Origin of the sequence: uncultured Marinobacter sp. (assembly GCF_947488835.1) — a bacterium.
In the GTDB taxonomy this organism is placed as follows: Bacteria; Pseudomonadota; Gammaproteobacteria; order Pseudomonadales; family Oleiphilaceae; genus Marinobacter.
The window spans coordinates 1161773-1187823 of record NZ_CANLBK010000001.1 but is presented as its reverse complement, the minus strand read 5'-3'; the positions used below and the strand labels follow the sequence as shown (position 1 = coordinate 1187823).

General features: G+C 53.2%; 21 protein-coding genes. 8 read left to right on the top strand and 13 right to left on the bottom strand.

Annotated features, from left to right (window positions below; translation table 11 throughout):
• Positions 1-24 precede the first annotated feature (24 nt).
• On the top strand, positions 25-1383 hold the full coding sequence (locus Q0824_RS05470) for a DUF1329 domain-containing protein (protein WP_298448217.1): 1359 nt from the start codon (positions 25-27) through the stop codon (positions 1381-1383).
• 167 nt (positions 1384-1550) lie between these two features.
• On the top strand, positions 1551-4238 hold the full coding sequence (locus Q0824_RS05465) for a LuxR C-terminal-related transcriptional regulator (protein WP_298448215.1): 2688 nt from the start codon (positions 1551-1553) through the stop codon (positions 4236-4238).
• A 10-nt stretch (positions 4239-4248) separates the two neighbouring features.
• On the opposite strand, the gene Q0824_RS05460 is transcribed toward Q0824_RS05465, so the two are convergent.
• The 12 genes from Q0824_RS05460 to pilB form a co-directional block, all read right to left on the bottom strand.
• Positions 4249-5166: an acyltransferase gene (locus tag Q0824_RS05460; protein ID WP_298448213.1), complete on the bottom strand. Its 918-nt coding sequence runs from the start codon at positions 5164-5166 to the stop codon at positions 4249-4251.
• Positions 5167-5208: 42 nt separating this feature from the next.
• Positions 5209-6132: a glucosaminidase domain-containing protein gene (locus tag Q0824_RS05455; RefSeq protein WP_298448211.1), complete on the bottom strand. Its 924-nt coding sequence runs from the start codon at positions 6130-6132 to the stop codon at positions 5209-5211.
• 103 nt (positions 6133-6235) lie between these two features.
• The gene (locus Q0824_RS05450; RefSeq protein WP_298448209.1) at positions 6236-8425 is read right to left on the bottom strand and encodes a hypothetical protein; all 2190 of its coding nucleotides are present in this window, start codon (positions 8423-8425) and stop codon (positions 6236-6238) included.
• 173 nt (positions 8426-8598) lie between these two features.
• Entirely contained in the window at positions 8599-9159 is a 561-nt protein-coding gene (locus tag Q0824_RS05445; protein ID WP_298448207.1) for a YfaZ family outer membrane protein, read from the bottom strand.
• A gap of 120 nt (positions 9160-9279) precedes the next feature.
• A complete protein-coding gene (gene yacG / locus Q0824_RS05440; protein ID WP_298448205.1) occupies positions 9280-9468 on the bottom strand; it encodes a DNA gyrase inhibitor YacG in 189 nt (62 codons plus the stop codon).
• On the bottom strand, positions 9465-11789 hold the full coding sequence (locus Q0824_RS05435; RefSeq protein WP_298448203.1) for a response regulator: 2325 nt from the start codon (positions 11787-11789) through the stop codon (positions 9465-9467). The genes yacG and Q0824_RS05435 overlap by 4 nt, the downstream gene beginning before the upstream one ends.
• A gap of 70 nt (positions 11790-11859) precedes the next feature.
• Entirely contained in the window at positions 11860-12603 is a 744-nt protein-coding gene (gene tsaA / locus Q0824_RS05430) for a tRNA (N6-threonylcarbamoyladenosine(37)-N6)-methyltransferase TrmO (RefSeq protein ID WP_298448202.1), read from the bottom strand.
• A 5-nt stretch (positions 12604-12608) separates the two neighbouring features.
• Positions 12609-13724, bottom strand: a complete 1116-nt coding sequence (locus Q0824_RS05425) for a hypothetical protein (RefSeq protein WP_298448201.1) — start codon at positions 13722-13724, stop codon at positions 12609-12611.
• Positions 13696-14295: a dephospho-CoA kinase gene (gene coaE, locus Q0824_RS05420; RefSeq protein ID WP_298449529.1), complete on the bottom strand. Its 600-nt coding sequence runs from the start codon at positions 14293-14295 to the stop codon at positions 13696-13698. The genes Q0824_RS05425 and coaE overlap by 29 nt, the downstream gene beginning before the upstream one ends.
• 17 nt (positions 14296-14312) lie before the next feature.
• Entirely contained in the window at positions 14313-15188 is an 876-nt protein-coding gene (locus tag Q0824_RS05415; protein ID WP_298448200.1) for an A24 family peptidase, read from the bottom strand.
• Between the two features lie 73 nt (positions 15189-15261).
• Positions 15262-16482, bottom strand: a complete 1221-nt coding sequence (locus tag Q0824_RS05410; protein ID WP_298448199.1) for a type II secretion system F family protein — start codon at positions 16480-16482, stop codon at positions 15262-15264.
• Positions 16483-16484: 2 nt separating this feature from the next.
• Positions 16485-18200: a type IV-A pilus assembly ATPase PilB gene (gene pilB, locus Q0824_RS05405; RefSeq protein WP_298448197.1), complete on the bottom strand. Its 1716-nt coding sequence runs from the start codon at positions 18198-18200 to the stop codon at positions 16485-16487.
• Between the two features lie 387 nt (positions 18201-18587).
• Here pilB and Q0824_RS05400 point away from each other — a divergent pair, with 387 nt between their 5' ends.
• The 3 genes from Q0824_RS05400 (at position 18588) to Q0824_RS05390 (ending at position 21225) form a co-directional block, all read left to right on the top strand.
• Positions 18588-19076, top strand: coding sequence for a pilin (locus Q0824_RS05400; protein ID WP_298448195.1), 489 nt, complete (start codon positions 18588-18590; stop codon positions 19074-19076).
• Between the two features lie 110 nt (positions 19077-19186).
• Complete coding sequence (locus Q0824_RS05395; RefSeq protein ID WP_298448193.1) at positions 19187-20725, top strand: O-antigen ligase family protein; 1539 nt, start codon at positions 19187-19189, stop codon at positions 20723-20725.
• A 50-nt stretch (positions 20726-20775) separates the two neighbouring features.
• Positions 20776-21225, top strand: a complete 450-nt coding sequence (locus tag Q0824_RS05390; RefSeq protein ID WP_298448191.1) for a pilin — start codon at positions 20776-20778, stop codon at positions 21223-21225.
• A gap of 250 nt (positions 21226-21475) precedes the next feature.
• On the opposite strand, the gene Q0824_RS05385 is transcribed toward Q0824_RS05390, so the two are convergent.
• On the bottom strand, positions 21476-23668 hold the full coding sequence (locus tag Q0824_RS05385) for a mechanosensitive ion channel domain-containing protein (RefSeq protein WP_298448189.1): 2193 nt from the start codon (positions 23666-23668) through the stop codon (positions 21476-21478).
• 140 nt (positions 23669-23808) lie between these two features.
• Here Q0824_RS05385 and cysQ point away from each other — a divergent pair, with 140 nt between their 5' ends.
• From cysQ to Q0824_RS05370, 3 genes are all read left to right on the top strand, one after another.
• Positions 23809-24585 (top strand): 3'(2'),5'-bisphosphate nucleotidase CysQ, encoded by a 777-nt coding sequence (gene cysQ / locus Q0824_RS05380; protein ID WP_298448187.1) that lies wholly within the window; start codon positions 23809-23811, stop codon positions 24583-24585.
• Positions 24582-25061, top strand: a complete 480-nt coding sequence (rfaH, locus tag Q0824_RS05375; protein ID WP_298448185.1) for a transcription/translation regulatory transformer protein RfaH — start codon at positions 24582-24584, stop codon at positions 25059-25061. The genes cysQ and rfaH overlap by 4 nt, the downstream gene beginning before the upstream one ends.
• Before the next feature lie 138 nt (positions 25062-25199).
• Positions 25200-25985: a Wzz/FepE/Etk N-terminal domain-containing protein gene (locus Q0824_RS05370; protein ID WP_298448183.1), complete on the top strand. Its 786-nt coding sequence runs from the start codon at positions 25200-25202 to the stop codon at positions 25983-25985.
• Positions 25986-26051: the final 66 nt, after the last annotated feature.

Below are 26051 nucleotides of genomic sequence, written 5' to 3'. Positions count from 1 at the left end.
AATTCGTTTAACGAGGTAATTTAAATGAAACTAAACAAGAAATTACTGGCCACAGGCATTTTGGCGGCGAGTCTCGTTGCGGGCCAGGCTTGGGGTGCAATTTCTGCAGGGGAGGCAGCCAAACTGGGTGACTCACTGACACCTATCGGTGCAGAAAAAGCAGGTAATGGTGGAGCGATCCCTGCATGGGATGGCGGCCTGACAACACCGCCTGCGGGCTACAAAGGCGACGGCATTTATGTAAACCCGTTCCCTAACGAGAAGCCCCAGTTCACTATTGATCAGAGCAACGTGGCGGAATATGCCGACAAGCTGTCCCCTGGGCAGGTTGCAATGATCAAGCAATACAAGGACTACGTGCTTCCGGTTTATGAAACCCATCGCACAGCCGCCTATCCCCAAGAGATCATGGATGAGACTGTCAAGAACGCCACCAAAGCAGAAATGATCAAAGGTGGGAATGGTCTGGACAACTATCAGAACGCGACGCCGTTTCCGATTCCACAGAACGGTCTCGAGGTGTACTGGAACCACATCACCCGCTATCGTGGTGGTTCTGTGCAGCGTAACGTCGGGCAGGCGACACCAACAGCCAGCGGGTCCTTTTCCATTGTGAAGTTCCAGGATGAACTTACATGGCGCACCTTTCTGACAGATTACGCCCCGGACAAAGATCCCAACGTGCTGTTCTACTTCAAGCAGGCTATTACCGGGCCCGCACGATTGGCCGGTAACGTACTGCTGGTACACGAGACCCTTGATCAGGTAGCTGAGCCACGTCGTGCCTGGGTATATAACGCTGGGCAACGCCGTGTTCGCCGTGCTCCACAGGTTGCTTACGATGGACCAGGTACAGCGGCCGATGGCATGCGCACATCGGATAACTTCGACATGTTCAACGGCGCACCAGATCGTTACAACTGGGAGCTGGTCGGCAAAAAGGAAATGTATATTCCGTACAACTCCTACAAGCTGGTCGATCGCGATTTGACCTATGACCAGATCATCAAGCCTGGCCATATCAATCAGAATCTTACGCGATATGAGCTGCACCGGGTGTGGCACGTGAAGGCTACTCTGAAAGAGGGCGAGCGCCATATCTATGCCCAGCGTGACCTCTATATTGACGAAGATACCTGGCAGGCTGCGGTTGTTGACCATTACGATGGTCGTGGAGAGCTCTGGCGAGTTGCTGAGGCTCACTCCATGCAGTTTTACGACCGGGATGTGCCTTGGTATGCGATTGAAACCCTCTATGACCTTTTGTCCGGCCGTTACCTGGTCAATGGTCTGACCAACGAGGAAACGAATCCGTACCAGTTTGGCGTTCAGCGCCAGTCCAGAGATTACACGCCCGCGGCACTTCGCCGTGCAGGTACCTAAGTAAGGGTAAGCGTGGATCATCCAGAAACGGCGGGCCTTGGCCCGCCGTTTCTGTTTCTGTGATAAAAAACTGCCGCCAGATATACACCTTTAACGTCAAAACTTTGCAGCCAGCACCTTACTTGGTTTAACCTCCTATAATACCAAAGGCGTATTCGGGGCATCGTTTGAAATCATTTAAAGACGGCTGTGCAGCCAATGACGAGTTTCAGTCTGCAAATAGCGGGCTTCAACGAGGTGAGTTAGTAAGAGATTTGCTCAGGCAAAGGCTGCAGGCACCGGTTGTGCCAGCAGATGCCTTGGCGCGCCCTCATCTCGCGGCGCTGGTTTCCGATGCATTAACACCCCGCGGTGTGCTGTTTGTTGACGCTCCTTGTGGTTATGGGAAATCCCATACGGTTGCTTTGGGTATTCAAGCGTCAGGTATCCCAGATGACAATGTTCGTTGGTTACAACTGAACAGTCAGGATAACGCACCAACCCGATTTTTGGGGTTGTTGTCTGTGGCGCTGGATATACCCGAATCCTGCGAAAGCGGCCTGCAGGGGAGTACAACCTTCCCTGATGTTCTCGCCATAATGCTTTTGGCGCTGAAAAAAGCGCCAGAACAGAAACGCCTTGTTCTTGTACTTGATGGCCTGCATCACATATCGAACCCTGCCGTAGTTGCACTGCTTCAGCAGCTGGTAGCCGATATTCCGTCCAATTTTTCGGTTGCTATGCTTTCACGGCAGGCTCTGCCTTATGAAACGCATTCATTGGAGCTTGAAAACCGTTTCACCCGCATAGGCACTGAAAAACTTGAGTTCAGCAGAAGTGAAACCTTTGGTTTTTTCCAGGAAGTGCTGAACAACCAACAGCTAACCAGTGTGGCTATTGACCATCTGTATGATTTAACCGAAGGTTGGCCTACGCCCTTGGCTCTCTATCGTAGGGATATCTTGCAAAGCTCCGAGAGGCACGCGGTGTCTGAAACGCCGGGGGTAGGGCGCTTTCTGAAGGAGTCTGTGCTGGGCAGTTTGTCGCAGGGACAGGTGGGATCGCTCAGGGCCATGTCGGAGCTTGGGCTTTGCTCTGATGAGCTGCTTTTAGCGCTGGAGCCGCCAATTCCCGGCGGTGTTCTGCTTCCATCTGAAGCGTGTGAGCGAGGCCTGCCGGTAAAAGTTATGCCGGGCTGGGGGCGCTGGTACAGGATTAATCCATTATTAATGGAATGGCTGAAAGCGCCCGTGATGGCAGGCTATACCGACAGAATGCTTGCTGCCAGCCTGTGGTTCAGCAGTCGCAATCAGTTTCCGGAGGCATTGAAATATTCATTGCTTGCGGGAGATGCAGAAGAAATCATCCGCATCGCTTCTGAGGGTTCTGAAGCACTTTTGCTGGGGCAGGATACGGCCTCCTTGTTGCGTTTACGTAAAAGCCTTCCGGCTCCACTGCTGGAACGCAGTGCGAGGCTGAGAATTGTGTATAGCTGGGTGCATGCCATTGGCGGCCAGTTCCGACAGGCCAGGTCACTGCTTGACGGCATGGAAGGGCAGAATTATCAGGAATATGAGGCGCGGGTTTTTGCGCTCAGGGCATTTATTTTGCGGGGAGAGGGGCAAGTAGCGCCCGCTCTGGATATGGCTGATCGAGCCCTCTCGGGAGGCGAATTGTCACCTCAGGGCCAGCTTGTAACGCAAATGGTCCGGGCCAGCGCACTGTGTGCATCCGGGCGATTCGTGGAGGCGCGGGAGGCGAACCGGGCTGCATCTCGCTTGGCAAGGGAAGCGGGCGATCCAGGGTCAGAGGCTCTGGCAGTCTATGCTCATGCCCGTATTGAGCTTGGAAAGGGGGCGCTTAAACATGCTGAACAGCTGCTTCGAACCGGTCTCGATACGGCCGTTCAGGAGCAGGCTCGCCCCGCAAGGATTGGTGAAACGAGGCTGCAGCTCAATCTGGTGCTTGTGCTTTGGCATCAGGGGCGTGATGCGGAAGCAGATCGCTTGTTGGTAGCCTGTGGTCGCCACGCCGAGCAGGCCCGCGACTTGGGATTGCTACTGGCAATGGCCATTCGCGTGTTGATGTGCCGCTCCCAAGATCGCTTGGAAGATGCCTTTGTATGGATAGGAAGGGCTGAGCGGACCATGCACACGTGGCAGGTAGATGAGTCACTCTATGTGCCGGTGCTTGAAGCCCTCAAGGCCAGCTGCTGGCTGGCTCAGAATCAGTTGGATAGTGTCGCTCAGGCGCTCGCGAGATTGCAGCCATACCGGGATGCCGGCTGCGTGCCGGAACTCTTTCCCATGATGCCTGGGCTACTCGATTGTTTGCAGGTGCGCCTGGATCTTGCCCGGGGCGAAACGGTAAGGGCCCGTGAAACCCTGGCAAATACCCGTAAGCGTTATGAAGAGGCCATCCCTTGGGGGGTGGATCTCCACATGCGGTTGCTGGAAGCCATATTGATCAGTGAGGATAAGGGTCCGGCGGCTGCACAAAAAATACTGGTGAGTGTGGTGTCCGAAGCGGAAAAGGAGCACTTTATCAGCCCGTTTGCAGAGCTAAAGCTGGAGCTGAATGAGCTGATGGCACGGGCTTACGGCCAGCTACCAAGCACGCCCTTTCGGGACGCATTGGGCCGCTTATTCGCCATATCCGGGGTTGAGCTGCCTGCTTCGCTTGCTGAGCCTATCAGCGAGCGGGAACAGGTTGTGCTGGAGTTGATTGCCAAAGGGTTATCGAACCAGGAGATTGCAGACAAACTGCATATTTCTCTGCACACAGTCAAAACCCACGCCCGCCGTATAAACGCCAAGCTGGAAGTACGCTCCCGCACCCAGGCAACGGTTCGCGCCCGAGAGCTGGGCTTGCTGTAGAGAGCGCAGCTTACGGGCGCTGAAGATCTTCGTTCTTCAGAGTTTCTATAAGGGCATCTTTTTCGGCCCATAGCTCACTTACCCAGCGCTGAAACTCCACCCGGGTTTCGCGATTGCTTTCATAGTCCATTCCCAGAAATTGCGGTGGAATCTCCCGAATCCTGATATCAATAATAATCCTTTCGATACGCCCGGAAAGGTAATCCCAAATACCGATGCGCTGCTCCCCGGTGCCAGGGTAAACAATGGTGACATCCAGCATGGTATGTAACATCTCCCCCATGGCGCCTAAAACGAAGGCGGTGCCTCCGGCCCGGGGTTTGAGCAGGTTTTTATAGGGCGATTTCTGGCGCTGATGTTTGGCGGGCGTGAAGCGCGTGCCCTCCATAAAATTGAAAATGGTTACCGGTGTATAACGAAACTTCTCGCACGCAGCTTCGGTAGCCGCAATATCTTTGCCCTTCAGTTCCGGGTTTTTGGCGATCTGCTCTTTCGTGTGGCGGTGCATAAAGGGGAAATCCAGTGCCCACCAGGCAATGCCCAGTAGCGGCACCCAAATAAGCTCTTTTTTCAGGAAGAACTTGAGCAGTGGGATCCTGCTGTTGAGTACGTACTGTATTGCCGGAATGTCGGCCCAGCTCTGGTGGTTGCAGGTAACAAAGTACCAGTGTTCCTGGCTGAGATGCTGCGCGCCCCGCACATCCCACTCGATCTTGTGCAAGCCATCCATCACCAGGTTGTTAAACCCTATCCAAACGTGGGCGATGGCATTCAGAACCACCGTGCAACCTTTACGAATGACAATTACGGGAAGCACCAGTTTCAGCAGTGCAAACAGCATCAGGAATGGGAAAAGTGTCAGTGTGCTAAGCACTACAAGAAGAGCCGCCAGGGTTCCCTTTAGCGGCGCAGGCAAAAAATGAAACATTCGGAAGCGTCTCTGTCTGTTTGTCAGAAGGTTCGTTGGGGTTTAGCCCTCGGCCGACAAGCCAGCGCCTTGGCCGGGAAGCAACTGTTTCTCGGCACTTGCGGATGCAAGAACCTTCAGATGCGAGGGGCTTCGGTCGCTTAAAATCTTACGGAATTCGCTGTCGTAGAACTCCAGATTGTTATAGCGAATCATCGAGCGTATTTCATCAACATATTCTTCGCCACGCTCGGAATAACTGATCAGCCCTCGGGCAAGGGCGAGCCCGGAGAGTGGATCGCCCGCTTCTCTGTCATCAAGGCGGGTGTCACGCAGTCCCTTGTAACTCCCATGCCGGTTCAGGTTCTGGATATAGGCACGAACAGAATGGTAGGGTGAGGGGAAGGCCGCCACTTCATGATTAGCGCCTTCTACACGGCTCAGCGGCACCAGACCACACCCTTTCGAGAAGCACCATTGGCCAAATAGATTGTTACCGCGTAAAGCAAAGCGCGAGGTGCCCCACGCGGATTCATTGGCCGCCTGGGCCAGAATCAGGGAAGGGGGGATAACATCCAGACGTTTTCTCAGTAACGCAAATTGTTCAGGGCTGCCGGGTTCTTCATCTACGCGTAAACGCTTGGCTTGCGCTGCGAGCCAATCATGTTCGTTCTTCGACAGGGTTTCCTTGTGGGTAAGGCTATCAAGATAATCCCGCTCAATGAGAATACGGGAATTGGCCAGAACAATGCGAGGATAGAGAAAGGAGAAAAAAGCCACTTTCTTTTCAGTGGTATCGCTATAGCCGGTAAAGTCCGGTAACCCTGCACGCGCCCACGCAGGCAGAGGTGGGAGAGAACTGAGGGCAGGCTCTGAACCGGAATTGTCGCTGCTATCTGTGTAGTCCGGGGGTGAGTACAGGGCTCCCGCAAGGGCAAAAGCCACCAAGGGAATCACCAGCATTAGCGAGCGCATTGCGGGAAACATAAAACCTCTCGTCACAACCTGTTTGTACGCCCGTTAAGCTTATATGCAACGAGCCATGTGTGCACAATTATAACAGGTTGTACGGGCAGGGTTATCTGTCGGTTCACGGCACCTTGGTCGCGAGCAGAATGCCACGACGTTCTTCACCGTTGAGGTTGTTTTTGTACAGCAAGAAGAATTGGTTTTGATCGGCGGTTACAAAGCCGGTAAGAGACAGACCGCCGACGCTGAAGCTCACCTGCCCGTCACCGCCATCGGTATAGGTCAGCAGGGGCGTAGTCAGTTGGACGGCCGTCGGTGTGGAAACGGTTTCGTTGCCCACTGAATGCAATACTTCAAAAGTATTGCTGCTCAAGCTTGCGGTACTGCCAGAAAGCTCCAGAGTGCCATTATCCAAGTGAATCAGTCTGTTGAAGCCATCCTCCATGCCCATCATAAAGCCTTGAACCCTGTAGCGTCCTGAGGTTGGGGCAGCGGAAGAGGCCTTCTCTGCCGCAATGAGCAGGCCATCGCCAATGACCGCGCCACCGGACGAAGCGGCGTTAACCAGGTTAAACGCCAGTAAAGAACCATCTGGCACGCTGGCACCGACACCCAGATCTGGTTCGCCAAAGGCGCCTGCGGAATTGTTAACATCAAGATTAAGCCGGCCAATGTTCTTGTCACCGGTGCTTAATCGCGCGGTGCGGGAGCTGAGTACCCAGTTGTCGGAACGGGTGCCTGTACTGCCCGCCACTACCGCGCCGGAGCTGTCACGGTTAAGGGTGGTATAGTTCTGAGACTGGGTAATGGTGCTGACATTCGAGCCCGCACTAACTTGCCAGGAGCCAGTTCCCGACTCGACCTGCAACGGTGACGCAGAGCCCGCCGAAAACCGGGTTGCCAAATAGAGCATGTTGTAACCACGATTGTTCAGAACGCTTACATCGAAGCCGTCTTTCCTCAGGAGGTTCAGCTCAAGCGCTGAAACATAATGGGCTTCCAGCTCATCTTTCCGCGCAAGCTTGCCTTGCTCAGACTCAAGCTTAATGGCTTTGCCAGCGCTGAAGTAGCCAGCCAGCGCCCGATCAGGGCCAGTGTTGGTGCTGCTAGCGGCGCCGACATAGGCATCCATATAGTAGGGGTTGCGAGTCCAGCCAATGATTCTGGAGCTGTTGCGGCCGGTGATGCTCTGGTAAAGCGCGCGAATGGCCAGCAATCGAGTATCGCTGTCCAATGTGGCGCCACCGGGGGAGGACGAATGAGTGTTCAAGTCCCAAGTCTCAGAGCCCCGCTCAAAAAACGCATTGCCTTGCTGATGGATCAGCGTTTTCCTGTCATAGGGAATTTGCGCTGCAAGCGAGGTGATTTTGATGCCAATGAAATCGAGGCTTGCGAGGGTTGATCCCGGGTAGCTATAGGTTGTGGGGCTGGTAGGCTCTTCCCTTCCCATGCGAATGCCCCACTGGCCAGATCCAGCCAAGCTGCTTTCCAGAAATGTTTGCCCCAGCTCCATACCCATGAAAACCGAGTTGTAATCCGCTGAGCTTGCTGAAATGTCACTTACGGATTGATCATCCAGAAGCGGGTAGTTCGCCGCTGAGGCAATATAACTTACGAAGTCTGCCCGTTGGGAGAGAAGATCCAACGCGCTTGCGATGCTGGCCCCCGTAGGAATATCGATTTCGAAGTCGTGAACCTGGTCGGCCAGAGCTGGCCATACGAGTTTGTTGAGGCACAGAGTGTCGCTGGCGTCATCGGCACAGTCCAGAAGGCGCTGAAATTCCCCGGAAGAATAATTTGGAAGCGTGTTGAGCAACAGGTATTCGGAGAAGGGATTAATCTTGATATCACGATCGTCATCAGCGGCCAGTGATCGCAGTTTGGTGTTGCCATACTGAGCTTCAATAACGACGTCTGGCGAGAGAGGCTGCCCGTTCTCGAACTTGATAATGGTATAGCCTTCATCATCCTTGCGGGTGCTATACGCCGCGGAGCCAATATCCTTGAGGTTTCTGTCGATCTGGTACGCGCGAACGCTATCCGGCTGAACAATCCGCAGATTGCGCCGTGTTGGTTCGCCGTCTGGCGCGAGACTTCCGGGAAGCTCCATAGTGATGCGAACTTCACCGTAACTGAGACCACTGCTGTTGTTGGAGTCACCGGTACTGCCGGGGCTGAAATCATTTGCCGGGTTTTTCACACCCGCAAAGGAATTGGGCTTGTTTCGGGCGCCCTCAATTGCATACTCACCACTGCAGGCGGTTATCAGCGTAATCGCAGAGACGAGAAATAGCCCCGGTATCAGTCGCATATCTGGCTGTCCATGCTAAAGCGGTATTGTAGATGCTGGCGATGTCGGTGAGATCCAAACCGCCGATAATCAGTGTAGCAGTGCAGGGGATGGGAAAGCGTGAGAGAGGGCACGAAACAGGCGCCCAATATAGGGCGCCTGTTTTAGACAGCAAGTTTAGATAGCTGCAAGCATCAGAAGAAGATTTTCATGCCTGCAAGAACACCTTCATCCAGGTTTACGTCGGGCTCTGAAGGGTAGTCCAGTTCGGTGTTCAGGTAGCGGTAGCCCACAAACAGCTCAGCATTTCGGATAACTCTGTAGTTGGCGCGCAGCTCAAAGCTGGTCATGTCGTCAGAGTCACCAAATGAAAGAATGCTGGGTGCATAGTAAAGGCCGCCGGTGAAGGACAGGCCCGGTGCACGGGGAATGTTCACTGTGGCAAAGCCGCCCAGGCCCACTGCGCCACCGTCAGCACGGTTTTGATCCCAGAAGATGCCACGCATGCCGATGCCGGCGGTTGTTGGCAGGTTGCCAAGAGCGGTGCGGCCCTGAGCGTGAAAATCCACGTTAGCAATATGCCGGCTGCCTTCATGGTAGGTGTAGCCAGCGCCCAGCTGAAGATCGTTGTTGTTTCCGAAAAAGTTAACCTGTCCCTTTACAGAGTCATTGGTCAGGCTCAAATCCATATCGGCTGCCATAACGGGAGCGGCGATCAGAGACAGGGCCAATACGGAAACGCGGGATACTTTCATTCTTTTACCTTCTAGATTGCGGTGCGAGTAATAGGTGCGAATGGTAACGGGCTACCTGCCACACCACAACTTACAAGCATGTAAGCGGGGAGATAGAATCGCGATTTTTACGCGAAATAATCAATGGCGTGTTGTTTCCCCACCCTGATCAAGATCGTCGGGAGACGCCGTTTCCGCCGGTACCCGATATTCCTCGTTGGCCCAGGCACCAAAGTCGATCAATTTGCAGCGTTCTGAGCAGAATGGGCGCCAGGTGTTGGCCTCAATCCATTCAACAGATTTTTTACAGGTAGGGCAGTTTACGTTCATGTTTGTGGACCTCCATGGGCATATTGTTCCAGTACTGCCCGCAACATTTCAATATTGACAGGCTTGGCAACGAAAGAATCCATACCGGCACGGCGGCAGCGTTCCTCATCTTCTTCCATGGCACTGGCAGTGAGCGCCACCACAGGAACGCGGCTGCGCTTGTGGGTTGCTTCCCATACCCGCAGGCGCCGGGTAGCTTCAAAGCCGTCTACATTAGGCATTATGCAGTCCATGAAGATGAGGTCAAACGGGTGCCACTGCCATAGGCTTGATGCCGCCTCGCCGTCATTAGCCGTCATCACATCGCACCCGAGTTTCTCCAGAAGCCTGCGAGTCAGAGTGCGATTGACCGGGTTATCCTCCACCAGCAGAACCTTCATGGTGCGGGACCAAAGCTCACGGCGCTTCTCAGTGTCGCTGCTCGCCTGCAGGGAAAAACGGGTGAGGAAGCGCCGCTCATCCTTTGCGGAATCCTCAAAAATCTGGTTGAGGATAGGTGTAAGGCAGGATTCTCTCAGGGATTTGCTGAGAAACGCATCCGCCCCGGCCTGCCGGAAATGCTCGGCGTCGCCCCGCTGAGGGTTTGAAGACAAAATGAGAAGGCGCATCTCAGACCAAAGCGCGTTGCCACGAACTTGCCGACACAACAGATCACTGTCCATATCGGGTAAAAAGCCATCCAGAATGATGGCATCGAAGGGTTCGTCGCTGTCGAACGCCAAGCGCAATGAGGTCAGGGCTTCTCCTGCAGACTTTACGGCCTCGATGTGAACGTCGTGGCGCGACAGCATTTCCAGGGTGATCTTCCGGGACAGCTCATAGGAGTCTGCGACCAGAACCCGCTTGCCCTTAACCATGCGTGCATCCGGGCGCACTCTGGACGTGCTTTCAGGCGCGGTAGGGAGGGAAAGCTCAACCCAGAAGGTGGAGCCTTCACCGGGCCGGCTTTCTACATCCAGAGAGCCCTGCATCAAAGTGACAAGCTGGCGGCAAATCGTCAGGCCCAGCCCGGCGCCGGGCAGCTGGCGCTGGAATCTCTGGCCAAGCTGAACATAGGGCTCATAGACCAGTGGGAGGTCTTCCGGGTTGATACCAATGCCGGTATCTTCCACCGCCAGGCGCAGGCGAACCTTGTCATCCCGACGCCCCAGCACCTCAATGCTAATCAGCACATGCCCCGAATCTGTAAACTTGATGGCGTTGGATACCAGGTTCAGCAGCACCTGACGAATGCGCGCAGGATCGCCCCGCAGTGCCCAGGGCAGTTCTTCATCGATGCGTAATTCCAGTGCCAACCCTTTCTCCCGGGCACGTTCGCCCAGCATGTGCACCAGGTCGTTCAGGGTTTCCCGCAAATCAAAGGGAATGTCTTCAAGCTCCAGCTTCTGAGCCTCCATGCTGGAGATGTCCAGAAGGTCATTGATGATGGATGAGAGGCCTTCTGAAGCGCTGAGCAGCGTTTGCACGTATTCCCGTTGCTCCTGATCCAGTGGTGTGTCGGTAAGCAGGTTGGCGTAGCCAAGCACCGACTGCAGAGGCGTGCGCAGTTCGTGGCTTACATTGGCGAGAAACTGGTTTTTCGCACGATTGGCCCGAATCGCCTCATCGCGCTCACCCTGGGATTGAATGGTTGTTTGCCGGAGTGAGCGAGTATCTTCCAGAATCTGCAGGCGCATCTTGTTCAGCGCGTACTCCAACTCTGATAACTCATCGGGATTTTTGCGGGCTTTGCGCTTCAGGTGCAAGGGGTCTACCAGTGCATCAAGATTAAGCCGTGCGGCGTAATCCGCCATAGACTCCAGATGGCGGGAAAGCGTAAGGCGAACGATGACCAATAGCCCGAGGGTGCCCAGCATCACCACGATCGACTGGAACAGCAGATTGATCAGAGCGCTGTTCCTAAGCTCTGTGTAGACCTGCTCAATCGACGAAGTAATGGTCAGGGTGCCCATATCTTCCGGGCCCCGGTAGGTAGAACGATTGAATATCAGCGGGAAGGTTTGTGAAATAACCCGGCCTTCGGGGTAGCTGCCGGTGGTGAACTGTTCGCCGGTAGAGGTGACAACCCTGGCGTAATGAATCGCCTCCACTGCCCGCATGTCATCCAGGCTGTTGGCCACCTCGCTGAAATTCATCAGCCAGATATTGTTGCTCATGCCCCCGGAAACCAGGTCGGCGGTTCGCTTCTGGGTTTCCTGCAAGTCTGATTTACGGCGCTCAAACTCACCGATCATTTGTACGCCGGTAGCAACCAGAGAAATGACAAGGCTGAACAGCAACACATACACAAGCAGCCGCATTGCAAGCGGCCGAATACCCATGCGCGTGAAAAACCGTTTTGAAGGCAAGGCACAAATTCCCTGTGTCGACTACAAAATTAACTGCCGAAGTTTAACAGACCGTCAGCACTTCGACACGTTTCCATGAATCCGCATTCACAAATCGGAATCGAACGTTGAGATCATAGAGGTGCGCGCCATAAATACGCGCTTCATCACGGCCCCGACGAAACGACGGGCGCGGATCGTAACTAACCACATCGGTAATCAGAAGCTTCAGATCCGGGTACTGCTCTGGCGACAGCTCAGTCAGTTGCGCTTCAGCTTCTGGCAGAAATACAACCTCCAGTCGCTCGGTGGGGGCCGTTTCAGCCCAACCCAGGCCGGCCTCGGGAATCGCATCCGCAAAGGGCAGGTAAGGTTTGATGTCCAGAATTGGCGTGCCTTCAATAAGATCGTGGTCGCTTATCTGTAGCGCCAACTGACCATCCTTGCGCACCAGCCCCTCGTTGCGTACTACCGAAAGCCCTAAGCTATTGGGCCGAAAAGGGGAGCGGCTTGCGAATACACCCATCTTTCGGTTGCCGCCCAAGCGAGGTGGCCGAACCACGGGGCGCCACTCCGCGCGCACAGCTTCGTGAAACTGAAATATCAGCCAAAGATGGCTGGCGGTTTCGAGGCCCCGGAAGGCATCTTCGCGATCATAGGGTGCCTGTATAATAAGATCGGCGCGGGCGTACCGGGTAAGCCCCGGTTGGCGCGGCACACCGAACTTGTCTTTGAAGCAGGAGCGAGTGACCGCAATAGGAGTGAGCGCCAGTGCATCTTGGGCGGGTGTAGCGTGGTGTCTGGGCATAGGGCCTAGTTCATGAAGTTTGGATTGATGGCACCGGAAAAGTACATTTCTACCCGAAAAAGAATGGAGCCTTGATCTTTAAAGCCTTTGTCTCGCGGAAAGGTAAGAGCCGGTATAAGGTCTGCAAATAGCCAGTCGCTGTGAAGCCGGTAGCGCCAGGTGAGGTCTGCAAAGGCTGAGGTGGTGCGCCAATTCGGCTGGCTCTCACCAAGTACGCCCACTCTGGGGGTTAGCAGTGAACGGCTATTGAGCCGCTTGGTGGTACTGAATATTTGCCCCATCACAAACTTACGGTCGCTGTGGACCCACTCAAGCTCTGAGGATGACCAGAACTGCCAGCCTCGCCCCAAATCCCTGCTGGCGCCCAGTGACGAGCGCGCGCCCCAGCCATCCTGATGATAGTAGTAAAATTGTTGCTGGGCCCTTAACCCCCAGTGGTCGCCCGCGTCCCACTGCTTGTCAGCCGTTGCGCGCCAGAAAGCATCCGGTGGCAGGTGAAGGCGCACACCCACATCGTTAGACAGGTTGATCGAATCGCCGATCTGCGACAAATATCGCAAGGCACCTGTGCCTGTACCTTTCGTGCGACTCGTTTCAGTGAGTTGCCGGTCGCGCTGACGCTCCCCCAAGGGAACCAGCTCGTCGCTTTCACTTTCAATAACCAGGCGCAGCTTGCGTTTTGTGGTGGGTATGTCCAGACGAAACCGGGCTTCTGGTTCGAACTGAAACACATTGCCGTATTCAGACTCTGTGGCGATGCCGATTCGCAAGTAGCTGTCGTTCATTGGCAGCCTATGGGTTTCGCCAGAAAGAGTGCGATCTGCCCACTGCCCGAAAGCGTGAACTTTAGGGCTCTGAATACGTTCCTGGCGCAAAATGAAGTTGCTGAAATTCAGCCAGTAAGAGTCCTGTGGCTCAGCCCAATGCTCATCTGAGCTGAAAGTGTAAAAAGACAGGGGGAGAGCTTCTAGCGATAGCGTGTCTGGAATAGGCAGCTCTTGAGCTTCAAACTCCGGCTCCATACCGCTGGCGTTTGTGCTGATCAGAAGGGTATGGGCGGCAATTAGCCAAGCAAATGCGAGGCCGCGGCATTCAACCAAAGTCCACCATGAACGATTCATGTAATGCCCGAACCTCAGCTGCAACAGTGTTTAAAGATTGGTTATTATCAATCACTGCATCTGCACGGGCAAGCCGCTGTTCACGTGGTATTTGAGCGGCAATAATTCGCTCTACCTGCTCCCGGGAGTTCGTGTCGCGGCCCATAGTGCGCTCTATTTGAACCTCCACTGGTACATCCACCACCAGTATCTGCTTTACCAGCTGGTGTTGGTCCGTTTCCAGAAGCAAAGGCGAGACCAGAAGAACATAGGGTAACGCATAATTTTGCGGGTGTAGCTGGCGAGTCAGCTCTTCACGAATAATCGGGTGCAGCAAGCTTTCGAGCCAGATGCGCTCGTCCGGTTGTTCAAACACTATCTGCCGCAGCTTGGCTCGGTCCAGAGCCCCGTCACCCAAAAGGATATCTGCACCAAAGTGATCGGCGATTGCGGCGAGCGCGGGGGTGCCCGGCTCAACGACTTCACGGGCTACGTCATCCGCGTCCACCCAATGAACGCCCAGGTTTCCAAACTGCCGTGCAACAGTGGATTTACCGGAGCCGATACCGCCCGTTAACCCTAAAACGACCATGCGACCTGCCAAACCCATTAAACTCCCAGCAACCGATACCAGATTTCCTGAATCTCAATGCCAAACCACAAACACAGCAATCCCGCCGCTGCAAGGTAAGGCCCGAACGGAATTGGCACTTCCCGGCCATGCTTTTTAAAGACCATCAAACTGACACCAACAACCGCACCCACAGCCGACGACAGCAAAATCACCACCGGAAGCAACTCCCAGCCCAGCCAGGCACCCAGAGCTGCAAGCAACTTGAAGTCCCCGTGGCCCATGCCTTCCTTGCCGGTTGCTAACTTGAACAACCAGTACACAGACCACAAAGAAAGATAACCAACAGCTGCCCCAAGAAACGCGCTGTTAAAATCGCCCAGATACCCGAAATAACTCAACATCAACCCGAGCCACATCAAGGGCAGGGTAATGCTGTCTGGCAATAGCTGGGTGTCGAAATCGATCACGGTAAGAGCAATCAGCGCCCAAACCAGCAGGAGCGCCAACAAGGTTGATTCCGAAGGGCCACCGATCACTACAGTGATCACCGAAAACAACGCCGTAACCGCCTCGATAATCGGGTAACGGGCCGAAATGTGCGTCTTACACCCACTACACTTGCCGCCAAGAAGCAGGTAGCTGACAACGGGGATGTTCTCCCAGGCACGAATCCTGTGCCCGCAGGAAGGGCAGGTGGAGGCAGGGCGGGAGAGCGTTACCGGCTCTTCCTGCTTGCGCTCGCCTTCTGGAACCTCAAGAAATGCCTCGCACTGGCAGCGCCATTCCTGGTGCATCATTTTTGGCAGGCGCAGGATGACCACGTTCAGGAAGCTGCCGATGCAGAGGGAGATGAAGATGACGGTTAGGTAAAGGAGCCAGGGGGTTGAGAGAAAAATATCCAAGGTAGCCATTCAAAACTCTAGTGTGTTGTTTTAACTCCCCTCTCCCCTAGCGGGAGAGGGGCTGGGGGAGAGGGGGCGGGCCTTAACCCACAACCTGCCCCATCTGAAATATCGGCAGGTACATGGCAATAATCAAACCACCCACCAACACACCCAGCACAGCCATAATCATCGGCTCCATCAGCGCAGTCAGGTTATCCACCATGTCATCAACTACGGCCTCATAATGCACGGCAACCTTCTCGAGCATTTCATCAAGGTTACCGGACTCTTCGCCAATAGCCGTGAGCTGGACAGCCATTACTGGGAAAACATCCTGCTGCCGCATGGATGCCTGCAATTGAGTACCACTGGAAACATCAGCCTTAATGCGCTGAATCGCATCCCGGTAAATCGCATTGCCCGTCGCGCCCGCTACCGAATCCAGTGCATCCACAAGTGGTACGCCTGCGGCAAAGGTGGTAGACAAAACCCGGCCAAATTTGGCTACCGCTGATTTATCAAGAATCTCGCCAATAACCGGCAGCTTGAGAACGTATTTGTCTACAATATCCGAGAATTTCTGCGACCGGGTCTTGGCTTCCTTGAATAGGAAGATAGTGCCCGCTATGCCCAAAAGAACTACAAACCACCAGGACTGCATCCATTCCGATAACCTCACTACCATCTGTGTGAATACGGGGAGTTCAGCCCCGAAACCCTGGAACAGGCTTTCAAACTGAGGCACAACTTTAACCAATAGAATGGCTGTAACGATAATCGCGACTGTAACAACTGCTATCGGGTAGGTCATTGCCTTCTTAACTTTTTTCTTGAGCAATTCTGTTTTCTCAAGGTAAAGAGCGATACGATCCAGCATTGCCTCCAGCGCACCGGCTTTTTCGCCTGAGTCCACCAAGTTGCAATACAAATTATCAAAGTGCTTGGGGTGCCTGCGGAGAGATGCAGCAAAACTCGTTCCAGAAGAAATGTCATTCCGGATAGACATTACGAGCTCCTGAAGACCTTTGTTTTCAAGGCCGTCAGCAACTATATCAAAGCTCTGCACCAGGGGGACACCTGCCTTCATCATGGTCGCAAGTTGGCGAGTAAGCATGGCAATGTCGAATGGCGTAATCTTCTTGCTGCCGCCAAACAAGGGCTTTGGTTTTTTCTTTACTTTATCCGGAATGATGCCTTGTTTGCGAAGCTGGGCCTTAACCAAGGCCAAGCTGGAACCAGCAATCTCGCCCTTGGACTTGGCGCCCTTTCGGTCTTTGCCTTCCCAAACATACGATTCCAGTTTTTGCGATTTCTCTGACATGCTTAATCCTTCGTCACGCGGTTGGCTTCCTCTAGACTCGTTACGCCCTCAATCACTTTTCTAAGTGCTGACTGGCGCAAGTTCCGGAAGCCCTCAGCCTCTGCCTGCTTTGCAATTTTAATGGAGCTGGCCTCTTCCATAATCATGCTGGCCAGCCTCTCTGTAACCTTAACCACCTCATAAATACCGACGCGGCCTTTATAACCACCACTGCATTTATCACAGCCCTTGGGGTGGTACAACGTGAAGCCTGTATCAATTTGTTCCTCTGTGAACCCTTCGGCCAAAAGTAGGTCTTTAGGAACCTCGCCAGGCTGTTTACAGGCGCTACAAAGTCGTCGGCCAAGCCGTTGGGCGATTATCAAACTGACAGACGTTGCAATGTTAAATGCGGGTACGCCCATGTTCATCATACGGGTGAGGGTTTCTGCAGCACTGTTAGTGTGAAGGGTAGAAAGGACCAAGTGCCCGGTTTGCGCGGCTTTGATCGCAATATTGGCGGTCTCAAGATCTCGGATCTCGCCCACCATGATTACATCGGGGTCCTGCCGCAGGAATGCACGCAGTGCCTCAGCAAAGCCCAGCCCGACTCGGGTGTTTACGTTTACCTGGTTGATCCCTTCCAAGTTGATTTCGGCGGGATCCTCAGCCGTGGAAATATTGATATCGGGCGTGTTGAGGATGTTCAGGCCAGTGTAAAGCGATACAGTTTTACCAGAACCGGTTGGCCCCGTAACCAGAATCATCCCTTGCGGCTGAGACAGCGCATCCATAAACAGTTGCTTCTGATCTTCCTCGTACCCAAGTACATCAATGCCAAGCTTCGCCTGGCTGGGGTCCAGGATTCGCAATACAATCTTTTCGCCCCAGAGCGTCGGCAGGGTGTTTACCCGAAAATCGATCGCTTTGGTTTTGGAAAGCTTCATCTTGATGCGGCCATCTTGGGGAACGCGTCGCTCTGAAATATCCAGTTGCGCCATGATCTTCACACGAGCCGAAATTTTGGGTGCCAACTTGATAGATGGGCGAGACATCTCCTTCAAAATGCCGTCTGTTCTATAGCGCACGCGGTAGGTCTTTTCATAAGGTTCAAAGTGAACATCGGATGCGCCTCCACGGATGGCGTCCAGCAACATTTTGTTCACATACTTGACGATGGGGGCGTCATCCACATCGCTGGCAGATACAGCCCCATCATCTTCCTGCTCGCCGCCTTCGGTTTCCACGCCCTCAAGATCTGCATCGTCCAGATTTCCCATAGATGTGTCTTGGGAGTCCAAATACTTATCGATAGCATCGCGCAGCTTTGCGTCATCTACCAAGATTGCATCCGTGCTCAGGCCAGTATTGAACTTGATTTCGTCCAGTGCCTGGATATTGGTGGGGTCTGATACCGCGATAAAAAGACGATTTCCGCGTTTATAAAGAGGCAGGGCGTTGTGTTTGCGCACCAGTTTCTCATCAACCACGCCTTCCGGCATCATCTCCGGGAGAAAGGATGAGAGGTCAAGAACTGACACTCCAAATTCCATGGCGGCTGAGAACGCTAGCTTGGCGCTATCCGCCAGTTTGTTTTGGGTGAGGTAGGTGATTAATGGAATGCGGTTTTGGGACGCCTGTACAAAGGCATCTTTGGCGGTTGCTTCATCAAGAAGACCGTCTTCCACAAAGCGCCGGGCCAGTCCTGTTAGGGTGATGTTGCTTTTGTTAGTAGCCATAAACGAATTAGAGAGTGCTGCCTAAGTGGTTGAAAAAGATATTTCCTGATTGCGGAGAGTTTAGATGGCTGGTGTGGGTTTGGAAAGGTGTGGGTGTAACTGAATCGGAGACGTCTTCCCAGTGGCGGTAATAGGAAGTGCTCATTGAGGGTGACAAACTTTGTCAGTGAGTGACGGCGGGCGGCCTTCGTGTTGTCGAGAGGTGTGTAGCATATGGTTGCGCGCCGAATTGCAACCCACTGATTCGAATGAGGTCGCAGCTTGGAGTCTTTTTTTGGCATGGAAGGTGCTTGTTGTTGAGTAGGCTCACCAAAACCGGTTGCGGGGCAAAGCTCCACCGGCCCCGGGCCAAAATGAGTTAACAAAACGACAACACAGAGGTCGAATATGAAGAATATTCAAATTAATCACGCTCAGAAAGGTTTTACCTTGATCGAACTGATGATCGTTGTGGCGATCATTGGTATTTTGGCGGCGATCGCTATTCCTCAGTACCAGGACTACACGGCTCGCAGTCAGGTAACCCGTGCTTACTCTGAGATTAACGCACTCAGAACAGCAGCTGAGGCAGCTATTCTTCAAGGTAGAACTATTGTTTCTAAAGCAAGCCCGGCTGCGGGTGAGGAAGATCTCGGCTGGACTGAGTCCAACATGCTTTCCGGTACTGGTAAAGCTCAAATTACTGTCGTTACTACTACTCCATCTCAGCCGACCGTTGCTGGAACCCTCGGTGGTGATGCGGGAGCGAACGTAAGTGGTGTAACTGCTACGTTGAGCCGTTCTGCGGACGGCATCTGGACTTGTGGTTTGAGCGGCGGAACGGCTGCTCAAGGCTGGAAGGACAGCTACGCTCCATCAGCTTGCCCGCACTCTTAATTTGTGAGAGTCGAAAGCTAAAAATTGCATAAACGAGAAAACCCTTGCCTAACCGCAAGGGTTTTTTTGTGCCTTAATTGTCTAGAGATTAAAATCTTCAGGCGTTTTATATGTCAAACGATCAGGCTTCACTCCAACGTATAGCATCGCTGACAAGGCTTGATAGGTCTGTCAATTTGACTATTCTTTTTTTGCTCGTCGTTGCTCCGGTGTTTGCAGTGTTTGTGGATTTATTTTCGCCAGCTCTTGGCGGGTATGCTGATCAACGATTTTTTCTCTGTGGTGTCATCATTATGATGACTTTTTTCGGCGCTGCGGTTTATTTCTCATCGGGCAGAATTTTCGAGCTTTTGGTGAAAAGCTGGTCTCTCGTTTTATTTTCACTTTCGTTTGTCTTTCTGAGCGTGCCATTTTCCGCCTCAGAGTTTGTATGGATTGAGCCGGGTTTTTACGCGCTTTTCTTTTTATCTGTCGCGATCGTTGGCCGTTTTTTGGCTGATAGTTTCATGATTGATCGGTCCGCTACGGCCTTCCTTATCGTGATTGGGCTGGTGTGTTTTTTCTACGGAATGATGACAATCAATGTCTATCTCTTTGCAATAGTTGATGGTGTTGAACGCTTGAGAGAATATATTCCATGGGGGTTTGTAAATATTCGCTACTGGAGTCATGTCGCGACATGGTTGTTACCGTTATTGCCTGCGGCCGCGATGGCTGTGTCACTACGCAAGCATAGGCTGTGGCGATTAATTATATTTACGGGTGCCGGGCTCTGGTGGTGGATTTTATTTCTTTCATCTGCAAGAGGTACTGCCGTTAGCGTCGCCTTCGGAGCAATTTGCGTGCTCATACTGTTTGGTAAACATGGCCGGGCTTGGTTAAAATCTCTATCGAGCCATATTGCTCTCGGAGTTGCTTTTTGGCTCCTGTTATCGCTTCTTATCCCATCTCTTCTTATCGACGCTTCGACTGAAGTTAGTTTTAACGTTGATAGCTCGGGGCGAATGCCGCTTTTCCAGGAAGCCTGGCGCATGAGCGAAGAGAACTTCCCCTTTGGCATGGGGCCTCAGTCGTGGTTAACGCATGAGATTTTCACGGAAGCCTACAAGAGTTCTCCTAAATTCGGGCACCCCCATAACATTTATCTTATGTGGGCTGCCGAGTATGGCTGGATATTGTTGGTGGTGCTTGTAGGGGTGTTTCTTCAGGTATCGAAGCGTTTGGTAGTTACTCGGAAAAAGCTGTTTTATGCTAACGGTGCTGCCTCCAATCTCGTCATCCCGTTTACTGCTTCCGTCGCAGCCGCTTCACTGCATGCTGGTGTTTCTGCGGTCTTGATTGCGCCAGCTTCTATGTTGGTTGGTTTGCCTGTGCTCATCATTTTTTGGGCTTTGATTGAACCATCGGCCGGTCAGAAGTCTCAGTCTTTGGTTATTAAAACGAGGGGCTTTCACAAATCTTTGGTTGCAGCTGCCGTTACGGCGCTCCTGTTGTTGTGTCTGGTTTGGTTTGGACAGGTCGTGAGTTATCACCAGGCAATGGTGGAGGATGAGGCGTTTTACCACGACAAAATTTCTGACGGGATGAATCCGCGATTCTGGTTTCATGGCAACTTCCCGCGAGCTCCAGATTCAAATGCCCCGCGCTAGATGGCAGCATTTTTGCATCTATCTAATGTGTTAAGCAAAATCATTGGGTAATGAAGTTTATGAAAATGCATGCGAAAGGTTTTACTCTGATTGAACTAATGATAGCCGTGGCAATCGTAGGGATTCTGGCGGCCATGGCTATTCCGCTATATCAAAGTTACGTCGTTAAATCCCAGCTAAACCGTGCAGTTGGAGAACTTGCGAACTATAAGGCAGCATTTGAGGTGCAGATTAGCAACGCTGGGCCGGTTACTGATACAGATTTGGGGTATGTGCCCTCAAACCTTGTTGTTAATGGGCTAGGCAATGTCGGAGCGGCTAACTCTGACGGAACTGGTCACATTCAGGTGACCATAGGCGGTAATTCCCATCCTGATATCGCTGGTGTCGTTCTTCGAATGGAGCGCAGCGCTACTGGAATATGGCAATGCGTCATTGATAGGAGTGTATCTGTGCGCTGGGCTGAAGCTTATACTCCAAATGGATGTAGTGTTATTTGAGCGCCATTTCTTGGAATTGGTCCGGTAAGCCTTGGCTCTGCCCAAGTTTCGCGCTGGTCAGTTTATGCAATGAGATTGGACGCTCACGCATAATTAAAGCCCTGTGGTAGATTGCAGCCCGACTTTTAAGTAGGGCTCAAGGTTAAGCGCGGGCGGCAGCTTGGGCTGTTTTTCGGTTAGGCTTTTTCTACCAAGTCACGAAACTGCTAGTGTTGATTTACCAACACTAGCATTAATTCGGAGCGAGGCACTACCCGGCTCTAGTCCCTCTGTCACCGGTGACCTCGAGCCCTTCCCCCTCCATCTGCACACTAATCCTAGGCGCAGCAACATCAATATACCGCTCTTCCATCTTGCGCTTCAGCAGCAGATTAAACGCCCGTGAAACATCCCACTGGTACTCCGGCTTGGTCCGCATTCGCATCCTTAGCACCGGACAACCTTCCTCAAAAGAATGAATCCCCTGCATCTCAAGAGGCGACCAAATCAGCCAGCGCATATCCGGCAGTGTGCGAAGTTCCTCAGCGGTTTCTGTCATCAGTAGAATTGCATCATCAATAGGCAGTTCCCTGGGGATGCGGATTTTGAGCAGCGCGATTCCAAACTGCCGTGACATGTTGTGAATGGAGCTGATTTTGCTGAAGGTAATGTGGTGCACAACCCCTTCAAGGTCTCGCAGGCGCACGGTGCGCAAGTTGAATCCCTCTACCGTTCCCATGAAGCCGTTGATCTGCACAAAATCCCCAACTGACATGGAATCCTCAACCACAATAAACAGGCCGGTAATCAAATCCTGAACCAGTGTTTGTGCACCAAAGCCGACGGCAAGGCCGATGATACCGGCACCGGCGAGCAGGGGGGTTACATCAACGCCCAGAGTGGAGAGGCTCACCAAGGTAGTGATGACCAGAATGGTGATCAGCAGGGTATTCCGGGCAATAGGGAGGATGGTCTGGGCTCTGGCCGGGTTGATGCGTTTGTTGCGGTCGCCTCCGCGCATGGCTCTTTCGAGTAGCTCGTCTACGAAAATCCAGGTCAGCTTTGCCGCAAGCAGAATAAAGGTCACGCCCAGCAAGCTCCCAGCCACGCCCGTGCTCACCGATGGTTTACCCCCAAGACTGAACAAAGACAGCCCCCAGATCTGCAGGATTAGCTCGAAGAATAACAGCCAGGCAGCCGCCTGAATCAGGTTGTAGCCAAAACGCACCAGTCTGCGGCTAAAGGTACTCAGGGCTTGGTGCTTGGGTCGGTTTTCTTGAATACCGATCAGTCCTTGCAGAGCAAGCGTCAGTGCCAGTAGCAAGGCGCAGATCATGGCTTTGCCCAAGGCAGCATCCGCCTCCCCGCCATTCACAAACACCGCGACTACCGAGGCGCTGATGGCTACCAGCATAGGTATGTGCCAAAGCCTGGCGAGCAGAGCAGTGACTTCACGCCCTACGCCTTGGTCTTTACGTTGTTTGTACGGTCGGTTTCGAATCAGATGGGTGACCGGCCTGCGGTTTCGAACAATCAGGAAGAAGCTGAGCAGTGCGGCAATAACGCTGAATACCAGCGCCAGTGCACTGGCGAGCTCTCTCCCGAGTTGGTCGGTCAGCTCGGTTGTACTTAACGCATCTTCCAGGGCAAACAGCACGCCGATGATAAACAGCGGTAAAAGCATTCGTCGGCGTAGAATCATAACGGCTGCAAGGCGGTGGCCACTGGAAAAAATGGAAATCATCACATCGAAAAGTGAGGTCAGCCCGCGGGCACTCAAGCCTGCATAGGCCAGAATAAGTATGGTGGTTTGGGCGTCATCCGACATGCCGAATGTGGGCAGTCCAGCCAGCAGCGCGGTAAAGGTGAGTAGCCAGGGTAAGATGCGCCTTAAAAAATGGGCGATCAGCATCCAGGGCCTGGGATGCCTTGGCATTTGGAGCGGCCATTCGCGCCACGAGAAAAACATGCTAACCAGGCGTGACAGGCCCCACAGCGCGGCCATCCATGCGATGAGGCCGGCGGTGATTTCTGCTAGAACGCGGTAAGAAGCACCGGTCAGTAGTTTTTTTGCTGCGCTGTAGGCATTACGAAAGTGTGTTTTCCAGATGGAGAGCGGAGTTTCTGCTGTGCTGTCAGCGTTGGTTGCATCATCAAAAAACACAGCAAGAGCGCCTAACAAACCCTCCCCACCAGAGGTTCTACTCCCCGCTTGCGAAGATTCGGCCTGCAATCCCTGCTGGATGACTTTGAGTTGTTCCACCAGTGCCTTTCGGCTCTCGTCGTCTTCCAGAGCCTGAATGGCTACCTCAATAGAGGCTTCAAGTTCTTCAGCTGAGGCTTCTTCTTTATCTGGCTGCCCCGAGAACCCGGGAATGCCCGGGAGCGTGAAGGGTTGTGCCTGGGCCGCGCCCACAGCAGTAAACAGCAAGATAAAGCCAAAAAAGAGCGCGGTTAACCTCAAATCTCTACCTCTTCAAGCATGTCGGGGTGCCTCAGATTGCCTGAAAGCGCGCGTACAGAAAAGCCCGGATACGGCCGGCGGCCAATATTTGATACTATTCGCCCATACCGCATGATTATTAGCGAAGCAGGATGCCGGCTATGGAATACAGCTCAATACTCCCGGAAGTGATCAGGGTGGCTGATGAGGCCAGCACGAGAGTGCTCCACATATATCAGTCTGATTTCAAAGTGAGCTATAAGGAAGACGAATCGCCCATCACCGCCGCGGATGTGGCCAGCCATGAAATCATCGTAAAGGGCTTGCGTAACATCAGTCAGGACATTCCTGTTCTCTCGGAAGAGGGTGCCCAGGCTCCTTGGGAGGAGCGCAAGCAGTGGCGGCGCTTCTGGCTGGTCGACCCCATTGATGGCACCAAAGAGTTCACCCAGCGTACCGGGGAATTCACCGTGAATATCGCCCTGATTGAAGATGGAAAACCGGTAATGGGTGTTGTTACTGCCCCAGCATTAAACGAGGCGTTTTGGGGAATAAAGGGTGAGGGCGCTTATAAGCGTGACCGAACAGGCCGGGAACATCGCATCAGAGTGGCAGAGTTGCCAGATACCATTCGGGTCGTCGCCAGCAAAAACCACATGAATGATGAGACTCGCGATTTCATAAGAGCGCTTGGCCCCCACAAAACACTTCAGGCGGGCAGCTCCCTCAAGTTTTGCCGGATTGCCGAAGGCCATGCAGATCTCTACCCACGTATGGGGCCTACTAGCGAGTGGGACACGGCTGCAGCCCATGCAGTACTCGTCGCCGCAGGAGGCTGTGTGAACACCCTAGACGGCAAGCCTGTGTGGTATGGCAAGGAGGATGTGCTTAACCCGTATTTCATTGCGGCGGGAAGCTGGTATATTCCGCGCCCATGACTTGGTACGCACTTCAACACAAGCCTGCACAAGGCGATCGGGCACTGGCGCACCTGCAAAATCAGGATATTGCCTGCTTCTACCCGAAAGTACAGGTAGAGAAAATCAAAGCCGGAAAGCGTACCCAAAAACTGGAGCCGTTGTTTCCCGGCTACCTGTTTATAAATCTGGAGCAAACAGACCCTGCCTGGGCAAAACTGCGATCCACCCGTGGGGTGTTGCGAATTGTGAGTTTTGCTAACAAACCTGCCGCTATCGCGGACGGCGTGATACAGCACATCAAAGATAGCCTGGGCTCCGTTGTTCAGCAGGGTGGGCTAAAGTGTGGAGAAGCGGTTCAGTTGAGCGAAGGGCCGTTTGAAGGTATTAATGCGGTTTTTCAGGCGTATGATGGCGAAGAGCGGGCTATTGTGCTGATCAGCTTTATGCAGAAGCAGCAGAGGGTGAGGGTGCCGGTTTCTACGATAAGGTTGTAACCCCGAAGCCTTAACACCCGGTAACGGAAAATATCCGCCGCAACCTGTAGAGTGTGGGGCCCTATCAAAATCAAACGTAGTTGGGCTAAGTGCCGCGTTCTGCTCCGTTTCAGGCAACACACTCTGGATCGAAACTCAATGAGCGATATACAGCACCGCACTCCGGACGACCAGCGGCAAGAATACTCTGATGAAGTCAGCTTGGTTGACCTTGTTGCAACCTTCATTCGCCGCCGCCGGGTGTTTTACGCGGTTTTAGTCTCTACTTTGCTCGCAGGCTTTGCGTATGCACTACTAGCGCCGAATGAGTACGAGCATGTCAGTCTTATTCAAATCGCTCAAAAAGATAGCGAAACGTTTTTTCAGTCACCAGAAACTACCATCGCAACACTGGAAAGCCGTTGGTTGCCGGAAGTGCAAGTAGCTTACCGTGCAGAGCATGATAAAGAGCTGCCATTTAAGGTTTCATTCAGCAACCCCGACAGTACCGGCCTCATCCGGTTCACCACCACCGCTTCGAAATCGGCGAGCAAAGCTGTCACCGCAGCGCACAGTGCGCTGATTGCCGGTGTGGAAGCGTATCAGGCGACCCTGGTCAAGAAAGAGCAGCAGAGTCTGGAGCGCCAAGTGGCCTCTTTGGACAGCGCCGTTGAAGCCTTGAGAGGGCAGCCGGGCACGGGTGAAGCGATTGCGGGTGCAATAGAGCGGCAGTCAAAGCTTGAAGGTAAGCTCAAAAGTTTCCAAGGCGTTGAGGTGCTTGTCATCAGCCGACAAAGTGCCCAAAGCACTGCCCCAAAGCGAAGTCTTATCATCGCTTTGGCGATATTGCAAGGTGGCATGCTGGGTATCTTCGCTGCCTTTATGGCTGAATTCGCCGCTTCAGTTAGAAAACAGCTGGCGAAAGAGGGCAGGGAGCACGGTTAGATTTAGTGTCAGACCTTTTGTCACTTGTTTGTCTCGTATGATGGCGTAAAATCGCCGCGCTTTAGA